This is a genomic window from Kerstersia gyiorum (assembly GCF_004216755.1).
GTDB lineage: Bacteria > Pseudomonadota > Gammaproteobacteria > Burkholderiales > Burkholderiaceae_B > Kerstersia > Kerstersia gyiorum.
This window is the reverse complement of the sequence record NZ_SGWZ01000004.1, coordinates 259,717-275,998: the sequence shown is the minus strand read 5'-3', so window position 1 is coordinate 275,998 and position 16,282 is coordinate 259,717. Positions and strand designations below refer to the sequence as shown.

Sequence of the window (16,282 nt, the reverse complement as noted above, 5' to 3'; positions counted from 1 at the left end):
TAAACCATGAAAATCGCCATCATCGGCGCAGGCGCGATGGGCAGCCTCTTCGGAGGCCTGCTCGCCCGCACCTGCCAGCCCATCCTTTACGACCTCAACCAGGCCCACGTCGACGCCATGCGTGCACATGGCCTGCGCATGAGTTTCTCCGGCCAGGACGAAATCGCCGAGGTTACCGCCACCAGCGATCCCTCCGCCGTACCCGCAATGGATGCCGTCATCCTGTTCGTCAAATCACCCCACACTCGAGCTGCCCTGCTCGATGGTCTGCAGCGGGCCATCACGCCGGACACCCAGGTCATCAGCCTGCAGAACGGTCTGGGCAATATCGAAGTGATGCGCGAATTGCTTGCGCCAGCCCAGATTGTCCAGGGGTTCAGCACGCTGACCAGCGACCTTGTCGGCCCAGGCCACATCCACGTCACCTGCGACCTCAACCTGCACACGGCGATGTGGCCCTTGACCCACCAGCCCGATGCGCGCCTGCAGGAACTTTGCCAGCTGATGAACCAGGCCGGGCTGCAAACCGTGATTTCCGACCAGGTGGAACGGGACGTCTGGATGAAACTGCTGGTCAATGCCTCGCTCAACAGCCTGTGCGCCATCACCCGCCAGAACGTCGGGCATGTGGTGGACCATCCCGGCACCCGGCGGATTCTGGAAAGCATCGTCTATGAAACCGCCGATATCGCCAATGCCAAGGGACTGGGCATTTCCCGGCAGGCTGCCTTGCAGCATGTCCTGCATGTCGCCGAGAAAACCAGGGGCCACGTCCCTTCCATGGCAACGGACGTCTTCAACCGGCGCCCTACTGAAATAGAAGCCATCAACGGCGCCATCGTGCGCGCCGGGCAGGCACTGCACATTCCGGCACCAGCGACGGAATGGGCGGCGCATCTGGTACGCTGCCTGGAAAACTACGACCACTGGGCCGCCTAGACCCGGCCCCGGCTTTCCTCATTCACCACGGACTCGCTTTCCATGCCTTATCTCCTGCAAGTCGACTTTCCTTATCCCGGCCCCTGGGGAGCAGCCATGACTGCCGCCATGACCGATCTGGCTGCCTCCATCGCCACCGAACCCGGCCTGATCTGGAAAATCTGGACGGAAAACCCGGACACCGGCGAAGCGGGCGGCATCTATCTATTCGAGGACCAGAATAGCGCCCAGGCCTACCTGGACATGCATGCGGCCCGGCTGCGTTCCTTCGGTATCGCGCAGGTGAATGCAAAGATATTCGCCGTCAATCCCGGCTTGTCCTTGCTGGATCGCGCGCCGATCTGAAGCGCCGGATCTAAAGTGCATGATCTGCCCCTATCCGGCAGCCTTCAGTCCCGGGGCTGCCGGATTTTCGCGAGCATCAGCAACAGTACGCAAACCAGCACGGCCGCCACCAGGTTGTAGCGCATGCCGGCAACGAAGGCCGTCGCATACTGGCCGGCTGCTCCGCCCACGGTATGATCAGCGGCCAGCGCGGCGCCAAACAACATGCCTACCACCGCCACTCCCAGCGCCGCACCCACCTGCTGGACGGTTGAGATCACTCCTGCCGCCATGCCGGCCTGGGCTGCGTCGACAAACCCCAGCACCAGGTTCAACAAGGGCGTCATGATGAGCCCCTGCCCCGCGCCCAGCACCACCAGCACCGGGATCAGCCAGGCCGGCGCCAGGGCGGCACCAGCCTGGCCCACCTGCAACACCAGCACACCGATGGCCATGGCATACACCAGCGCCCCGGCAGCTATGGCTGGCGTTCCCCAGCGAGCGACCAGCCTTGGGGCAGCCAGCGATGCCAGCACGAAGCCCACGCTGCAAGGCGCGAAGATGCTGCCCGCCACGAAAGGGTCCAGGCCCAGCCCGTTTTGCACCAGTAACGCAAAACACAGGAAAAATGAACTGGCCGTGGAATAGATCAGCAACACCAGTAATGCGCCCAGCGCAAAGCGGCGCTGCCCCAGCAGCCGCATGTCCACCAATGGCAACCCGCCCGCCTCCCGGCGCCATTCCTGTTGCCGATGGAACAACAGCAGCAATGCCACGGCAAGCGCGAACGAAAGCAGGCTCCAGGCCGGCCAGTGCTGCGCCGGCCCTTCGATAAGCGGCACCAGCAGCAATGTCAGCCCTGCGCTCACCAGTACGACCCCGCCCCAGTCCAGCGAGGGGCGTTGCGCAGCGCGGGACTCGGGAATGAAGCGGGCTGTTGCAATGGCAAAGACACCGATGGGGATATTGATGAGAAAAATATTGCGCCAACCCAAACCGAACAGATCGGCATGCACCAGCCATCCGCCCAACACCTGCCCTGCAATGGCTGCCAGACCCAGGGTCATGCCCAACAGGCCAAAGGCGCGGCGGCTGTCATCGCCCTCGAAGTTGACTCGGATAGAGGCATAAACCTGAGGAAACAGCAGTGCGGCTGCCAGCCCCTGCAGCACCCGTGCACCGATCAGGAATGCAGCGTCCGGCGCCAGGCCGCACAGGGCTGAAGCCAGGGTGAAGCTCACCATGCCCGCCATGAAAAGACGACGGCGCCCAAACAGGTCCCCCAGGCGCCCGCCAGTGATCAGCAGAACACCAAATGCCAGTTCGTAGCCTGCCACGACAAAGCCGATCTGAGCCAGGCTTGCCCCTAGCCCGGACTGCATGGCGGGAATGGCGACGTTGACCACAAACAGGTCGAAAATAGTGACAAAGCCCGCCAGCAACAGCACGGCCAACCCCAGCCAGGGAGGACCATCGGCGGCACGTGCCGGTGAAGCAGGCCAAGAGGTATCCGAGTTCATCTTGCGTATCCAGTAATATGAAACGCCATTCTCGGATGCTTTTTAAGCCATTACAATTTAACCATTTATACTATTACCTATAGTGATGGTCAGCCTGCTGACTGTCAGTGCAGCCTTCCCGCCATTCACCGGAACCACGAATGCGAACCCTGGAACGAACCCGTACCGACCTGGCTGCCTTCCTGCGCGCCCACCGCGAACGTCTGACACCCGCCGATGTCGGCCTGCCCAGTGGGGCGCGCCGCCGTACGCCCGGGCTCAGGCGCGAAGAAGTCGCAGCGCTGGCCGGGGTCGGGCTCACCTGGTATACCTGGCTGGAACAAGGCCGCGACATCGGTGTGTCTGCCAATTTCCTGGACAACCTGGCCCGGGTACTGAAACTGGACGCAGCCGAACGCCGCCACCTGTTCCTGCTGGCCCATGAACGGCCGCCCGCGGAACCCGGAAAAACCTGGTGCGTGCTGCCGCCACTGGTAGGACGCCTGATGCACGACCTGCCCCATCCGGCTTTCGTACTGAATCTTCGTTGGGATGTCTTGGGTTTCAATGCGCCGGCCGATGTGCTATTCGGTTTCGGCCGCCATACGCCCGAGCGGCGCAATCTGCTGTGGCTGCTGTTTGCTGACCCGCTGCTGCAGGCCCGCCTCGTCGATTGGACAACGCAGGCGCCATTGATGCTGTCAAGTTTCCGCCGCGACTATGTCCGCGCCACCCGGGATGCCGATACCACCGGCCTGGTGGACGAACTGGAAAGAATATCGCCGGATTTCAAGACCTGGTGGCAACAGCACGATGTGCATGCGCCTTGCGATGGTGTGCGTACCTTGATGCTGGATGGCAAGGCCGAGGCCTATGAACACACCATGCTGACCATCGACGCCGACCGGCATCTGAGGCTGGTCGTCTACGCCCGCCAACGGGAGATGGCGGCTTCGGTCCCGGCATCAGGTCTGCCATCAGGGACGCTATCCAAGCCGGCACCCCGCATGCCATCAGCCTTGTCTTCAGCGCAAGCTGGCTGCGAATAAAAAACAGGCCGTATGTGTGAACGGCCCCTGAAGGCTGGTGATGTTTTCAACTTTCAGGGGGCCGTTCATAGGTCTGGCCTGTTTTTCCGGGTTGCAGCCAGATCAGGAACCGGATTTTTCCGCTTTTTCCTTTTCCAGCTCGGCAATCTGCTCGCGATAGTATTGCAGCGCCGCCTTGCCATCCACGCCTTTTTTGTCTGCCGTGGCAATCCAGTCGTCCTCGATGGATTGCAGGCGTCCGCGCAAGGCTTCCAGTTCCGCGCCTTCCAGCTTGGTGGTCTTCAGCCCTGCCTCGGCCAGGCGCTTGATGGACTGCTGCTCGGATTCGTTCCACTTGCCGCCAAACGCGCGGGCGATATGTTCACCCGACAGTTTTTCGATGGCTGCGCGGTCCGCTTCCGACAAGCGGTTCCATTTGCGCTCGTTCATGAACATGTACTGGCTGCTCTTGCCAAAGCCGCCCGGCGCCTGCAGGGCACTGCGGATCAGGCGGTCGAGCTTGAAGTTCTCGATCTGGTCGTACTGGAAGTACATTCCGTCGATCACGCCGCGCGACAGCATTTCATAGCTTTCCGAAGCCGGCGCATTGACCGTCACGAAGTTGAGTTTCTGGCCGATGGTATCGAACAGCGGGCTGGGGGAACGCAGTTTCAGCCCCCTGAGCGAATCCAGCCCGTCCAGCGACTCCTTGGTCGTAAAGATGACCGTGGCCGGGCTGGTCCAGAGCCCCAGCAGCTTGACGCCCCGGTGCTCACCGGCATCCTTCATGAACTTGTCATAGGTACGCCAGTAGGCCACCGAATTGACCTCGCCGTCTTCGGTGGTCAGGGGCAGTTCGGCAAATTCGATCAGCGGGAAACGGTTGGCGGTATAGCTGTGCACCGACATGCCCATGTCCGCCACGCCGTTGCGCACCAGGTCCAGGTGGGCGGGCGGCTTGCCCAGCGCATTGATGAACTCGACTTTCACCCGGCCTTCGGTTGCCTGTTCGACATCCGCCGCCCAGGGAATCAGCATTTCCTGGACGATGTAGTGCGTGGGCGGCAACCAGTTGGAAAAACGCAGGACTTCCTGGGCGACGGCACCGCGCAGCGGGGCAAAGGCGGCCGCCAGGGAGACCGCGCCCAGACAGAGGATTTTGGATAGCTTCATGGCTTTCTCCAGAGGGGGAAGGACACATGCTTGCGCATGCGGAAACAGAAATCGTCGGGGGTCAGCCCATGCTGTTGGGCAGGGCCAGGATGATCCACGGCACCAGGATCAGGATCAGCAGCCGCGTGATGTCGGCCAGCACGAAGGGGATGGCGCCACGTATCAGCGTGCCCAGGCCGATCTCGGGCATGATGTTCTTGATCATGAACAGGTTCAGCCCCAGCGGCGGCGTGATCAGGCTGATTTCCGCCGCCACGACCACGATGATGCCGAACCAGATCAGGTCGTAGCCCAGCCCGGCCACTACCGGAAAGAAGATAGGCACTGTCAGCAGTACCATGGACATGGTTTCCAGGAAGCACCCCAGCACCAGGTAGATCAGGCAAATGGCCAGGATCACCACCAGCGGCGGCACGTCCATGCCCTGTACCCAGTCCTGCAATCCGGCAGGCAGGCCAGCCACATTGAGGAAGTTGTTGAAGGCCAGCGCCCCGATCACCAGCGCGAACATCACCGCTGTCGTCTGCGCCGCCTCGATCAGGACGGTGAGATACAGACGCGGCTTCCAGCCACGGCGGTAGAGCGTCATCAGAAACGTGCCGAATGCGCCCACCCCTGCCGCTTCCGTGGGGGTGAACACGCCACCGTAGATGCCGCCCATGATGCCCACGAAAAGAACGGTAATGGTGATGACGCCTTTGGCCGCCGACAGGCGTTCGCGCCAGGAGGTGCATTCACCCGGCTTGCCCAGCGCCGGGTTGATGGCCGTGATGATGACGATGGTGAGCAGGTACATCAGGATGGCCAGGATACCGGGCAGGAAACCGGCGGCGAACAGCTTGCCAATGTCCGTGTCGGTCAGGATGCCGTACACCACCATCATGACGCTGGGCGGGATCAGGATACCCAGCGTGCCGCCGGCGGCGATACTGCCCGTGGCCAGCCTGTCGTCGTACTGGTAGCGGCGCATGGCTGGCATGGCCACACGCCCCATGGCCGCCGCCGTCGCCATGCTGGAGCCGCACAGTGCGCTGAAGGCGCCACAGGCCAGGATGGTCGCCATCGCCAGTCCGCCGCGGAAATGCCCGATGAACGCATAGGCCGCACGGTACAAGTCATTAGACAGGCCAGAAGCATTGACCAGGTTGCCCATCAGGATGAACAGCGGCAGCACGGTGAAGCTGTAGCTCATGACGGTATCGAAACTGAGCTGCGCCGCCATGGACAGCGCCGCTTCCAGGCCGGCAAAATAGCTGAAGCCAAGTACGCCTACCAGCATCATGCCCCAGGCGATAGGCAGGCCGATGAACAGGCAGATCAGAAGGGCCAGCAGCCCGATCAGGGATATGAGCATCTCAGGCTCCCTTTTGAGTTTCAGCGTCCGCCAGGCGGAAGAAGAACGGCCGCAGCAGCGCCGCCAGTGCGGCCAACGCGGTCAGCGCGGCAATCAGCCAGGCCAGCGGCGCCAGCGGCAGGTCGAGCGCATTGCTGCGGTCGCCGAACTCCGCCATGCCGCTGGCATGCAGGTACAGCTGCCAGGCCAGCACCGCCAGGATGCCCCCGGACACCCAGTCCAGCAGCCCTTGCTTGAAGCAGCGCGCCCGCGCGGACAACAAGCTGTCCACCATGGATACCGTCAGGTGCGTGCCGTGCCAGGTAACGCGTGGCAAGGCGGTGAACACCAGCACGCCCAGCAGCAGCTCGTTGCCCTCGTAGGCGCCATGCAAAGGAGAATGGAAGAAATAACGACCGACCACGTCTACCGTGGTGACCATCATCATGATGAACAGCAGCGTGCCCGCCACCCAGTCCAGGATGGCCTCCAGCACCCTGGCCGGCCCCCTGGAACGGGCAACGGCCATCACAGGCAAGTCAGTGTCTTGCATAAGAACTCCTCTGTCTCCAGCGCCTGCCGTGCTCTTTCCGGCACGGTCGATCCGCTGCTTGTCTTTTTTTCATGCCGGACCGGCCAGCGCAGCCCCAGGGACGGGGCCGCGATCGCCAGTTCGGATCCGGTTTTTCTTATTGCAAAGGCACCGTTCAGATCACCAGCGTGCCCACGCTGGCTCCACCACAGACATACAGCACCTGCCCGGTCACGAAACCATTGGCGCTGTCGCCAAAAAACATGACTGCACGCGCCACGTCATCGGGACGGCCCAGGCGCTGAACTGGAATCGACGCGGCGATCTTGCGCTCACGCTCGCTGCCAGCTTCGACGACATCGTGGAACATGTCGGTCTGCACCGGTCCCGGCGCCACGACATTCACCGTAATGCCATTGCCTGCCAGCTCCAGCGCCCAGGTACGCGCCATGCCTATCATCCCGGCCTTGGTCGCGGAGTAGGCCGTGCGCGTCTGCAGGCCCAGCGCGCCGCGCGAAGACATCAGCACCACCCTGCCCCAGCCGCGTTCGCGCATGCCCGGCAGAATCGCCTGCATGATGTCTATGGCTGCCCCCAGGTGCAATTGCGTCAGCCCCTGCAACTCTGCCTGGGTGACGTCGCCCAGCAACTTGGGCCAGATCACGCCAGCGTTATGCACGAAATGCGTCACCGGGTGCTGGCCGGCCACCGCCTGCGCCGCCTGCTGCGTAGCCTGCGGGTCCAGCAAATCCACCTGCACGCTGCGCAACCTTGTATGGCGCCATTCCGGCGCACGCCGCGCCAGCGATATCACTTCATAGCCGGCATCCAGCATCTGGCGGCAGATCTCCGCGCCTATCCCGGCACTACCCCCAGTCACCACTGCTATATTTCGCTCGCTCATGATTCTTCCTTGTTTGCCACTCACTCTTCCGGCTGGCCGAACAACACGGCCATGCCGCCGCCATCGCGCCGCAAGGTCACACTCAGGCGCTCTCCCGGTTCCTCCCGGCAGCCGTCGCCCAGATGGATGACAGCCACCGGTCCGCAATCCAGCCGCACGGTGGCGATACGCCAGGGCAGACGCGCCTGGAAATACGGGAAATGACTGTGATGCAGCGTGGTGCTGGCCACCAGCCGCGCACCTTGCGGCACATCCTGCCAATCCAGGGCGTCGTCCAGGCAATGGACGCAGACGTCGCGTGGCGGATACTGCGTCTGTCCGCAGCCTTGGCAAACCTGCAGGCGCAGGCGGCCCAGCCCCTCGCCGCTGGCCAACGCCAATCCCGCACCGCTACGCAGGCGTGGCGGCAATTGTTCTGCCGGTGCATCCAGCGGCTGCGCCGGCCAGCGAGCCGCATCCCATTGGGGCGTGTTCGTGTCCTGGCTCATGCCTTCTCCCTTTGCAGCATGGCTGCCGCCGTGCACAGACCACGGTCGTAATTGATCATGCCGAAGCCGGAAACCAGCCCGATACGGGCCTGCGCTACCTGCATGGCGCCAGCCTGGCCCGTCAGTTGCCGCAGCGCCTGCACCAGGCCCAGATATCCCCCTGCTGCCCCGGCCTGGCCGGCAGAAAGCTGACCGCCCGACGTGTTGAACGGCAAACTGCCACTGATGGTGAAATCATTGCGGCGCACGAACGCCGCCGCTTCGCCCTTGGCGCAAAAACCCAGGTCTTCCAGCTGCATGAAGTTGATCACCGGGTAATCGTCGTAGGCCTCGAAAAAATCGGCTGCGTCCGGCCCCACGCCGGCCTGGGCATAGAACGCCTCGCGATCCATCGCCCAACCGCCGCGATACTGGATATCGTCTTCAGGAAAGGCGTTATGGCGTTCCTGGGTTGCCAGGATGCGCGCTGCGGGCAGGCCCAGCTGACGGGCGCGGTCTGCGCTCATGACCAGGTAGCCTTCGGCGCCAGCGCACGGCATCACGCAATCGAACAGGTGAATGGGGTCTGCAATCGGGCGGGCCTCCATATATTGCTGAAGGCTCAAAGGTTTTTTCATCAAGGCATGCGGATTGCGCAAGGCGTTGTCGCGCTGTGCCACGCACAGGCGTCCGAAATCCTCGCGGCGCGCGCCATAGCGGCGCATGTAGTGATCCGTCAGCAAGGCAAAGCTGGCATTTGGCCCGCCTGCGCCATAAGGCAGTACCGCGTCCTGGCTGAAGCGCGAGAACTGGCTGATGGTTTCCTGGAACGAACCGGCCTGGTTGGTATCGCCGGCAATGCACGCCACGACTTGCGCATCTCCCGCCTGGATCGCGCGCGCCGCGCGCCGCAAGGCCACCACGCCGCTGGCCCCACCCATGGGAATATGCTCCAGGAAGCGCGGTGACAGGCCGAAATGCTGCACCAGCCCCACGGCAGTATCACTGCCCAGCGTAAAGCTGGAAACGCACAGGCCGTCCACCTCGCACTTGTCCACACCGGCGCCCTGCAAAAGCTGGCGCAGGGCCTGCCCCAGCCACCAGTGCGCTGTTTGCCCGGAGAAACGCTGGTACGGCACCGTCACCGGCACCACGACAGCCACGCCGTCGTAGCCCTGCTGCCTGCCGCCTGCCCTGGCAGGCCCGGCATCCGCTTGTACCGTCATGCTGCCTCCTGCCGCTTTTTCATGGCACGGGTATCGGTTACGGCATCTGCCTCGGCCATCAGGCGGCGGGCCAGCTCCCGGATTTCACCACGCTGTATCTTGTTGGTGGCAGTCAGGGGCAAGGCATCCACCCAGGCCACGTAGCCCGGCACCTTGTAATACGCCATCTGGCCCAGCGCCCATTGCACCAGTTCGACCGCAGCCGCCTGCCTGGCCGAGGTATCGGCCGCCATGGCATGCGGCACCACCATCGCCAGCACTTCGTCGCCGCGTACGTCGTCTGGCACAGCCGCGACCGCTACCGATTTCACTGCGGGATGCTGTAACAGCACGGTCTCGACGTCCACGGCGGAAATGTTTTCGCCGCTGCGTCGGATCACGTTCTTCTTGCGGTCTACGAAATGCAGTTGGCCATCCTCGCCCCGGCTGACGATATCCCCGGTATGAAACCAGCCGCCCTGCCAGGCTTCTTCGGTCGCCTGCGGGTCTTTCCAGTACGCACTGAAAAACCCGTCGCGAGCGTCTGGCCCGCTGCTGCGCACCCACAGTTCACCCGGCATGCCCGGCACCGCATCGCTGCCGTCGTCGGCCACCAGGCGCACTTGCATGGCAGCGCTTTCCTTGCCGAAACAATGCGTGCCCACATGCCTGGGTTCGTGGTTGGCGATCACTACCGCGCCTGCACCGGTTTCCGTCATGGCCCAGGCTTCCAGCAGCGGAAAGCCGAAGCGTGCTTCAAATGGCGCATGCAGCTTGCCATCAACACCAGCGCCAAAACCGAAACGCACGGCATGACGGGTATCGCTGGCTTCCTCCGGCGCTTTCATCAGGATCGCCGGCATGACGCCCAGATAATGCACCACGGTGGCGCCGGACTCGCGCACGCTTTGCCACCAGCTGCGCGGATGGAAGCGGTCCAGGGCAATGAGACAGCCGCCCGTCATGACCATAGCCATCGCCGAGGTCGCCATGGCATTCATGTGGTTGAGCGGCAAGGGTGTAAGCATGCGCTCCGCTCCCGGCTTCAGGGATACCAGCCCATCCAGTTCGGCATACCACTGCCCGGCACGCAGGAAATAGCGGTTCGACAACATGCAGCCCTTGGGGCGCCCGGTCGTGCCCGAGGTATAAAGCAAGGCGCATTCAGTGCGCAGGTCCGGCTCGCCACTGGCCGGTGCCGGCATCAAGGCGGCAGGTGGCGTCTCATCGGCCGTCATGACCGCCAGCGGGCGGCCGACGCGCTCTGCCGCCGCCAGCAGGTCCGCATGACGACCCGCCAGGGAAACTGCCAGGATCAGTTCGGAATGGCCGATCAGGTATTCCAGTTCCGACGCGCGCATCTCCGCGCTGATGGGCACAACCGAGACGCCCAAGCGGTTAAGTGCAAACCAGTGCGAAAAAAAGACCCGGCGGTTTTCCAGTAGCAGGCCGACCCGGTGACCATGACCGTAGCCGGCCCGCGCATAGGCTTGCGCCAGGGCATCGACTTCCGCCAGCACCTGGGCATAGCTCCATTCACCGGCCGCGTCGCCATAGATAGCAGCGGTTTCCGGCAGAACGCACAGAAAAGGCCGCTGACGCCAGCGGGCAGCGGTACGGGCGAAGGCCTCATAGACCGATGGCGCCTGGGCCGGATGGGACAAGGGATCGGCGGCAGGCCGCTCCTGGGTGGAACTTTGGCTTTTGCTCATCGTAGCCTCGTTACATGAAGAGCTGGATATTGCTGAAGGGCGCGTCGCAGTTCAGCAGGTCGACGCGTTTCAGGCGGATGCGCAGGCCATCCGGCGTTTCCACCAGATGGTGGCGAGTCCAGCCGACATACATGGTCTGCTGGTCCTGCCGGGTTTCCGTGTAATGGAAGGCGGTGCGTACCACGTGCTCGCCTTGCTCGCCGTGCTGCTCTACCTCCGGCCTTTGCAACAGGTGATGGCAACGGCTCTTGGGCTGCTGCGAGAATGTGCGCTGCCCTGCTAGGCGCTCGACGCGGATGCGCAGCAACAGGCCGTCTTCGTACATCAACGAGTTCTCCAGCACCGGATCAGTCTGGCCGTGACTGAGCGGCATCCAGTAGCGGCCATCTGCCGTGAACAGCGCCAGCCATTCCTCGAAACGCTGCTCGTCCAACATGCGCGCCTCGGCATACACGAAGTCCGCCAGCTCGTCCTTGGTCACGCTCATGCCTGTTCTCCTTGCATGTCAGCCAGCATGTAGCGCAACCAGGCCCGGAACTGGGCGCGCATCTGCATTTCATTGGTGCCGTTGGTCACGACGTTGGTCCGGTCTTCCTCGCCCGCTTCATACAGGCGCCCGACGTTCATCCAGTCGCGGCCACGCGATTGCAGGCCTTCCTGGGCGCGTTCGTACATTTCCAGGTCGTCATGGCCCACCACCGAGGTCGGTGCATTGATCAGCCGGTTGTACATGAGCGTGCGTTCCAGCAATTTGTCCGGCGCGCCCACCAGCCGGAAAGTCCAGGATTCGACCAGTGTCTTGTCCACGGCCACCGGCTTGAAGATACGCAGGGTCTGGATCGGGCCCTTCACCATGATGTGCGGGAAATAAACCGTGTTGTGACGCACGTCGCCCAGGATTTCCTTGGCTCGTTGCTCGCCATAGGCCGCCACCATGCGGTCCCAGTATTCCGGGATTTCCGAGTAGGCCGCATGAATGGAATCCGCCACACCGGTGTGCCCATGGCCGTTCTGCCAGACTCGGATGCCCATGCCTTCGAAAAACTCATAGGGCGACATGAAGGGCGCGAACAGCTCTACCGCCATGGGCTTGGGCGTGCCTTCCGGCGCCTCGTTCCAGACCTTGACTGCCGTTCCCGCCGAGGATTCGTGCGCGACCATCGGGTGACAGGTGTCCGTCTGGTTGTCTACCAGCATCTTCCAGTTGCAGTGATGCATGTAGCGCACCACGCCGCCAGCCACTTCCAGGCGGCCCTCCGGCGAGCGGTCCACCATGTTGTCCAGCGTGGACAGCGATTCGCCGAAGAAACTCTGGAAATCGTCGCCTTCGGGATTCAGGCGGCAGAACACAAAATCACGATAGACCTCCACCGCTCCGACCGGCGCCATGCCCCGGGTCGCTTCGCTGTTTTCAAAGCCGGTGTTCTCGTAGCCCTTCTTGAGCGGAATCGCAAGCAGCCGGCCGTCGGTACGGAAAGTCCAGGCGTGATACGGACAGCGGAAGAATTTCCCGGTATTGCCACAGGCCTCGGCTGCGATCTTCACGCCCTTGTGCGGGCAGCGGTTATAGAGCACCTTGATGCTGTCATCGGTGTGACGCACCATGATGACGGGCTCAGTACCCACCGTAGTGGTGTAATAGTCGCCCTTGTTCGGCACCTGGCTGGCATGGCCGACATACACCCAGGTATTGGCAAAGAGATGGCGCATCTCCAGCTCGAACAGCTCCGGGTCGACGTACAAATCCTTGTGGACCTCCGTGTCGCGCACCAGGGCGCGTATTGCGGCGGGGTTGTTGCGGTACTTGCCGGCAGATACCCCGCCGGCTTCGCCGGGCTGGCGGATCGCCGTTCCACAGGCGCCAGGTGCCGCGTGGGGCGCCGTTGCTACCGCTGACTGCGCTTCCATCGTCATATCAGTCTCCCTATCGTTATCCTGTTGCCTGGCCGGGCCGGTATCCTTGCCAGTGCCGCCAGGCGCCAGGCGTACTTTGCGCAGCGGCTCAGAGATCGAGCACCAGCCGCGGGCTTTTCGAGCGTGAAATACAGATCTGGATCACCTTGCCTGCCGCCTTTTCGGAGTCGGACAGGAAGTAGTCGCGATGATCGGGGGTGCCGTCGAGCACATCGACCGAACACACGCCGCACTCACCCCGTTTGCAGTCGTACATGGGATCGCAACCGGCTTCTTCGAGCACATCCGCAATCGTGCGGTCGGCGGGCACCTGCAGAACCATGCCCGATTGCCGCAGCTCGATTTCAAACGCCTGGTCGCCTTCCTGCGGGGTTGCCGTCTCGAACAATTCGAAGTGCAGCTGGCAGGCCGGCCAGGCCAGTTCCTTGCCGTGCTCCAGCAAGGCGTCCAGCATGCGGCGCGGGCCGCACACATAAAGATGGCTGTCGCGCGGGACGCTGGCCATGAGTTGCGACAGGTCCAGCCGGCCACCGGGTTCATCGGCCGGGTGCAAGGCCAGGCCATCGCCGGCCACGGCCTGCAGCTCGGGCAGGAATGCCATGTGCTCGCGGCTGCTGGCGCAGTAGTGGGTCTGGAACGGGCGGCCTGCACAACGCAATGCGACTGCCATGCTGAGAATGGGGGTAATGCCGATACCACCGGCAATCAGCACGGCCTGGCCTGCATGTTCCTGCAAGGGAAAATCATTGCGCGGCACACTGGCCTGTACGCGATCCCCCATTTTCAGGGCGTGCATGAAGCGCGAGCCCCCACTGCTGTCCGACTCCAGGCGCACCCCGAGGCAGTACGCCTGCTGCGGCCCATCATCCGTACAGGATTCTTCTCCGGCCAGCACCAGCGAATAGCAGCGCGGCTCGTCCAGTCCGGGAATCGCGATCTTCAGGTGTGCCCCTGCCTGGGCTGCCGGCAAGGCGGCGCCGTCCACTGAACGCAGCGTGATCTGCCGCACCAGGGGGGTCAATTGCCTGGTGTCGCTGACAACCAGATCCAGAATTTCCATCATCATCTCCTACGTGCAGCGCCCCAAAGCGCCAGCGCCAAGGACTTATATCAGTGATGAATAGTTTATTTCTAAACATATTCCACTGAAAATGGTAGGAAACCATTAAGCGTATGTACTGATGGAAAAATTTCTCTCTGAATGCTTGAAGAAAAACGTGAAAAGTATAGTAATTGACGAAACTGGCCAGGGACAGACGCCCTGCCCTGTATTCGCCTGCATTCATTCCCCGGGCAGCCGGTTTCCTGCTGGCTGCCCGCCGTCCGGACAAAAAAAACAGCACCCGATAACCCGGGTGCTGCTGTGAAGAACTTCGGCCTGAAGGCCGAAGCCTCTCCGCCACCCTACGGGGGTGCCTGCGGCACCTGATAAATACCGCCACGCTTGACCCCGGACTAAAGTCCAGGGCTTGCGCTTAGGCGTGTGGTCAATACCCCTCCCGAGACCCGAGAGGGTTCCCCACACCACGCCCGGCCTGCCTGCCAGCCGGTGCGCAGCAATGTATTTATGCTGCGGGCACCAGCGCCAGCACGCGCAGCGGGCTGCCGGAGCCGCCTTCGATCTTCAGCGGCGCCGACAGGATCACCGCGCCTTGCGGCGGCAGCTTGTCCAGGTTCTTCAGGCACTGCAGGCCGTAGCGGTTCGAGCCATGCATCAGGGTATGGCAGGGATACGGCACGGGCCAGGCATAGGATTGTCCGGCATCGGTATTGATGGTTTCCACGCCAAAGCCATGCACCTTGCGCTGGTGAATCATCCACTCAACCGCCGCCTGCGATGGGCCGGGCGTATGGGCGCCATCTTCACGCATGCCCAGGAAGGCCTCGGCATCATCGGCACGCAATGACCAATCCGTACGGAACAGCACCCAGGCCCCTTCGGGGATGCGCCCATGCTGGCTTTCCCACGCTTCCAGGAATTCAGGTGTCAGCAGCCAGTCTGCATCCTGCGCTACCTGCGCGCTCGCATCAATGACCACTGCCGGACGCACGAAATTTTCAGCGGGGATCGTATCGACAGTATTGCAGGGGTGGTCCTTGCCGGTGATCCAGTGCGCGGGCGCATCGAAATGGGTACCGGTATGTTCACCACAGGTGAAGTTGTTCCAGTACCAGCCCGGGCCGTTTTCATCGTAGCGGCTGATGCGCTCGATGCTGAAGCCGGCGGTCTGGCCGAATTGCGGCGGCAGTTGCAGCGCAGGAAAGCGCGGCGACAGCACCTGTGTGAGGTCGACGATGCGCACGCTGCCACCTGCCAACGCCTGCACCAGGGTACCCAGAACTTGTTCTCCAGCCATGTCTTGCTCCTCCTTTTTTGCGGCGCCCGTCATTGGAGCTGCCGCTTGTGTTCTGCAGGCAGCCCGCCCGGCGGCACCGGGCGGGCCGGGCCACGCCACCGGCCGGGCAAGGCGGGTGGCGCAGCCTGCGTCAGTACTTGCCCGACAGCAGCGATCCGAAGCCCGGCACCGAGGTATCCAACCCCAGGCGCTTGAGCATCATGTAGGTGGTTGCCACCGACGACGACAGCACCGGCAGGCCGACGCGGTCCTCGATCGCCTGAATCGAGGCCAGCGAAGGCATCTGCACGCAGGCCGACGCGATCACCGCATCCACGCCCTGGGTGTTGAGCTTCTTGGTGATTTCGATGGGCGCGCGCGGGTCCTGGCGGCCGACTTCCAGGTTGTCGGGGATTTCCAGCGAAATGCTGTCAACGACCTCGATGCCTTCGTTTTCGATGTAGTCGATGACCAGCGCCGTCAGCGGCTTCATGTAGGGCGCCAGGATGGAGACTTTCTTCGCGCCTATCGCATGCAGGCCGTCCACCAGCGCACCGGCGCTGGTCACCACCGGCGCCGGCCCGCCGTTTTCCACGGTGCGTTGGTGCAGTCGCTGCTCAGACACGCGATGGTAGCCGCGCCCCATGCTCATAATGGCGACCAGGCAGGCGTAGCCCAGCACATCCACCCTGGCGTCGGACAGTTCCAATGCGCAACGGTCGCTGTCGCCGTCCATCTTGCTCAGCTCTTCCTTGGTCACATGCTTCATGCGCATACGGCTCGAATGGAAGGTGAAGCGCTCCGGCGCCACCAGTTCGCGCGCGCGCAGGATGGCTGGGATCTCGGTTTCCATCGTCGTATTCGACGACGGGACGATCTGGCCGATGCGGTAATTCATCTGATTGCTCATAATGCT

16 protein-coding genes are annotated in these 16,282 nt (G+C 62.9%); 3 read left to right on the top strand and 13 right to left on the bottom strand.

All coding sequences use genetic code 11. The features are described from left to right. Positions 1 to 6 precede the first annotated feature (6 nt). Together EV679_RS13150 and EV679_RS13145 are read left to right on the top strand one after the other, a co-directional pair. Positions 7 to 939, top strand: coding sequence for a ketopantoate reductase family protein (locus tag EV679_RS13150; protein ID WP_130487457.1), 933 nt, complete (start codon positions 7 to 9; stop codon positions 937 to 939). Positions 940 to 981: 42 nt separating this feature from the next. Further along, the gene (locus EV679_RS13145) at positions 982 to 1,284 is read left to right on the top strand and encodes a monooxygenase (protein WP_130487456.1); all 303 of its coding nucleotides are present in this window, start codon (positions 982 to 984) and stop codon (positions 1,282 to 1,284) included. 44 nt (positions 1,285 to 1,328) lie between these two features. Here the strand turns inward: EV679_RS13145 and EV679_RS13140 are convergent, their stop codons facing one another. Beyond that, positions 1,329 to 2,783: an MFS transporter gene (locus EV679_RS13140; protein WP_130487455.1), complete on the bottom strand. Its 1,455-nt coding sequence runs from the start codon at positions 2,781 to 2,783 to the stop codon at positions 1,329 to 1,331. A gap of 140 nt (positions 2,784 to 2,923) precedes the next feature. Between EV679_RS13140 and EV679_RS13135 the strand changes: the two genes are divergently transcribed. Beyond that, a complete protein-coding gene (locus EV679_RS13135; RefSeq protein WP_130487454.1) occupies positions 2,924 to 3,811 on the top strand; it encodes a helix-turn-helix transcriptional regulator in 888 nt (295 codons plus the stop codon). A 102-nt stretch (positions 3,812 to 3,913) separates the two neighbouring features. On the opposite strand, the gene EV679_RS13130 is transcribed toward EV679_RS13135, so the two are convergent. The 12 genes from EV679_RS13130 to EV679_RS13075 form a co-directional block, all read right to left on the bottom strand. Further along, positions 3,914 to 4,963, bottom strand: a complete 1,050-nt coding sequence (locus tag EV679_RS13130; RefSeq protein ID WP_130487453.1) for a TRAP transporter substrate-binding protein — start codon at positions 4,961 to 4,963, stop codon at positions 3,914 to 3,916. A 61-nt stretch (positions 4,964 to 5,024) separates the two neighbouring features. Next, positions 5,025 to 6,317: a TRAP transporter large permease gene (locus EV679_RS13125; RefSeq protein ID WP_130487452.1), complete on the bottom strand. Its 1,293-nt coding sequence runs from the start codon at positions 6,315 to 6,317 to the stop codon at positions 5,025 to 5,027. 1 nt (position 6,318) lies between these two features. Next, positions 6,319 to 6,849, bottom strand: coding sequence for a TRAP transporter small permease (locus tag EV679_RS13120; RefSeq protein ID WP_127774487.1), 531 nt, complete (start codon positions 6,847 to 6,849; stop codon positions 6,319 to 6,321). A 154-nt stretch (positions 6,850 to 7,003) separates the two neighbouring features. Further along, positions 7,004 to 7,732, bottom strand: coding sequence for an SDR family oxidoreductase (locus EV679_RS13115; protein ID WP_068369845.1), 729 nt, complete (start codon positions 7,730 to 7,732; stop codon positions 7,004 to 7,006). Between the two features lie 20 nt (positions 7,733 to 7,752). Next, on the bottom strand, positions 7,753 to 8,220 hold the full coding sequence (locus tag EV679_RS13110; protein WP_130487451.1) for a Zn-ribbon domain-containing OB-fold protein: 468 nt from the start codon (positions 8,218 to 8,220) through the stop codon (positions 7,753 to 7,755). Beyond that, positions 8,217 to 9,425, bottom strand: a complete 1,209-nt coding sequence (locus EV679_RS13105; RefSeq protein ID WP_130487450.1) for a thiolase family protein — start codon at positions 9,423 to 9,425, stop codon at positions 8,217 to 8,219. The genes EV679_RS13110 and EV679_RS13105 overlap by 4 nt, the downstream gene beginning before the upstream one ends. Next, on the bottom strand, positions 9,422 to 11,116 hold the full coding sequence (locus EV679_RS13100) for an AMP-binding protein (RefSeq protein WP_130487449.1): 1,695 nt from the start codon (positions 11,114 to 11,116) through the stop codon (positions 9,422 to 9,424). Before EV679_RS13100 ends, EV679_RS13105 begins: the two co-directional genes overlap by 4 nt. 10 nt (positions 11,117 to 11,126) lie before the next feature. Further along, positions 11,127 to 11,603 carry an aromatic-ring-hydroxylating dioxygenase subunit beta gene (locus tag EV679_RS13095; RefSeq protein ID WP_130487448.1) on the bottom strand — a complete coding sequence of 159 codons (477 nt, stop codon included), beginning with the start codon at positions 11,601 to 11,603 and terminating at the stop codon, positions 11,127 to 11,129. Then, a complete protein-coding gene (locus tag EV679_RS13090; protein ID WP_238591341.1) occupies positions 11,600 to 13,030 on the bottom strand; it encodes an aromatic ring-hydroxylating dioxygenase subunit alpha in 1,431 nt (476 codons plus the stop codon). Before EV679_RS13090 ends, EV679_RS13095 begins: the two co-directional genes overlap by 4 nt. A gap of 88 nt (positions 13,031 to 13,118) precedes the next feature. Continuing rightward, entirely contained in the window at positions 13,119 to 14,090 is a 972-nt protein-coding gene (locus EV679_RS13085; RefSeq protein WP_130487447.1) for a PDR/VanB family oxidoreductase, read from the bottom strand. Positions 14,091 to 14,595: 505 nt separating this feature from the next. Beyond that, positions 14,596 to 15,387, bottom strand: coding sequence for a cyclase family protein (locus EV679_RS13080; protein ID WP_130487446.1), 792 nt, complete (start codon positions 15,385 to 15,387; stop codon positions 14,596 to 14,598). A gap of 130 nt (positions 15,388 to 15,517) precedes the next feature. Beyond that, positions 15,518 to 16,276 (bottom strand): maleate cis-trans isomerase family protein, encoded by a 759-nt coding sequence (locus EV679_RS13075; protein ID WP_127774495.1) that lies wholly within the window; start codon positions 16,274 to 16,276, stop codon positions 15,518 to 15,520. Positions 16,277 to 16,282: the final 6 nt, after the last annotated feature.

What these genes read in the sequence shown, in the direction of transcription:
- EV679_RS13150 (WP_130487457.1), top strand. Translation starts at nt 7, where the DNA reads ATGAAAATCGCCATCATCGGCGCAGGCGCGATGGGCAGCCTCTTCGGA.
- EV679_RS13145 (WP_130487456.1), top strand. Translation starts at nt 982, where the DNA reads ATGCCTTATCTCCTGCAAGTCGACTTTCCTTATCCCGGCCCCTGGGGA.
- EV679_RS13140 (WP_130487455.1), bottom strand. Translation starts at nt 2,783, where the DNA reads ATGAACTCGGATACCTCTTGGCCTGCTTCACCGGCACGTGCCGCCGAT.
- EV679_RS13135 (WP_130487454.1), top strand. Translation starts at nt 2,924, where the DNA reads ATGCGAACCCTGGAACGAACCCGTACCGACCTGGCTGCCTTCCTGCGC.
- EV679_RS13130 (WP_130487453.1), bottom strand. Translation starts at nt 4,963, where the DNA reads ATGAAGCTATCCAAAATCCTCTGTCTGGGCGCGGTCTCCCTGGCGGCC.
- EV679_RS13125 (WP_130487452.1), bottom strand. Translation starts at nt 6,317, where the DNA reads ATGCTCATATCCCTGATCGGGCTGCTGGCCCTTCTGATCTGCCTGTTC.
- EV679_RS13120 (WP_127774487.1), bottom strand. Translation starts at nt 6,849, where the DNA reads ATGCAAGACACTGACTTGCCTGTGATGGCCGTTGCCCGTTCCAGGGGG.
- EV679_RS13115 (WP_068369845.1), bottom strand. Translation starts at nt 7,732, where the DNA reads ATGAGCGAGCGAAATATAGCAGTGGTGACTGGGGGTAGTGCCGGGATA.
- EV679_RS13110 (WP_130487451.1), bottom strand. Translation starts at nt 8,220, where the DNA reads ATGAGCCAGGACACGAACACGCCCCAATGGGATGCGGCTCGCTGGCCG.
- EV679_RS13105 (WP_130487450.1), bottom strand. Translation starts at nt 9,425, where the DNA reads ATGACGGTACAAGCGGATGCCGGGCCTGCCAGGGCAGGCGGCAGGCAG.
- EV679_RS13100 (WP_130487449.1), bottom strand. Translation starts at nt 11,116, where the DNA reads ATGAGCAAAAGCCAAAGTTCCACCCAGGAGCGGCCTGCCGCCGATCCC.
- EV679_RS13095 (WP_130487448.1), bottom strand. Translation starts at nt 11,603, where the DNA reads ATGAGCGTGACCAAGGACGAGCTGGCGGACTTCGTGTATGCCGAGGCG.
- EV679_RS13090 (WP_238591341.1), bottom strand. Translation starts at nt 13,030, where the DNA reads ATGACGATGGAAGCGCAGTCAGCGGTAGCAACGGCGCCCCACGCGGCA.
- EV679_RS13085 (WP_130487447.1), bottom strand. Translation starts at nt 14,090, where the DNA reads ATGGAAATTCTGGATCTGGTTGTCAGCGACACCAGGCAATTGACCCCC.
- EV679_RS13080 (WP_130487446.1), bottom strand. Translation starts at nt 15,387, where the DNA reads ATGGCTGGAGAACAAGTTCTGGGTACCCTGGTGCAGGCGTTGGCAGGT.
- EV679_RS13075 (WP_127774495.1), bottom strand. Translation starts at nt 16,276, where the DNA reads ATGAGCAATCAGATGAATTACCGCATCGGCCAGATCGTCCCGTCGTCG.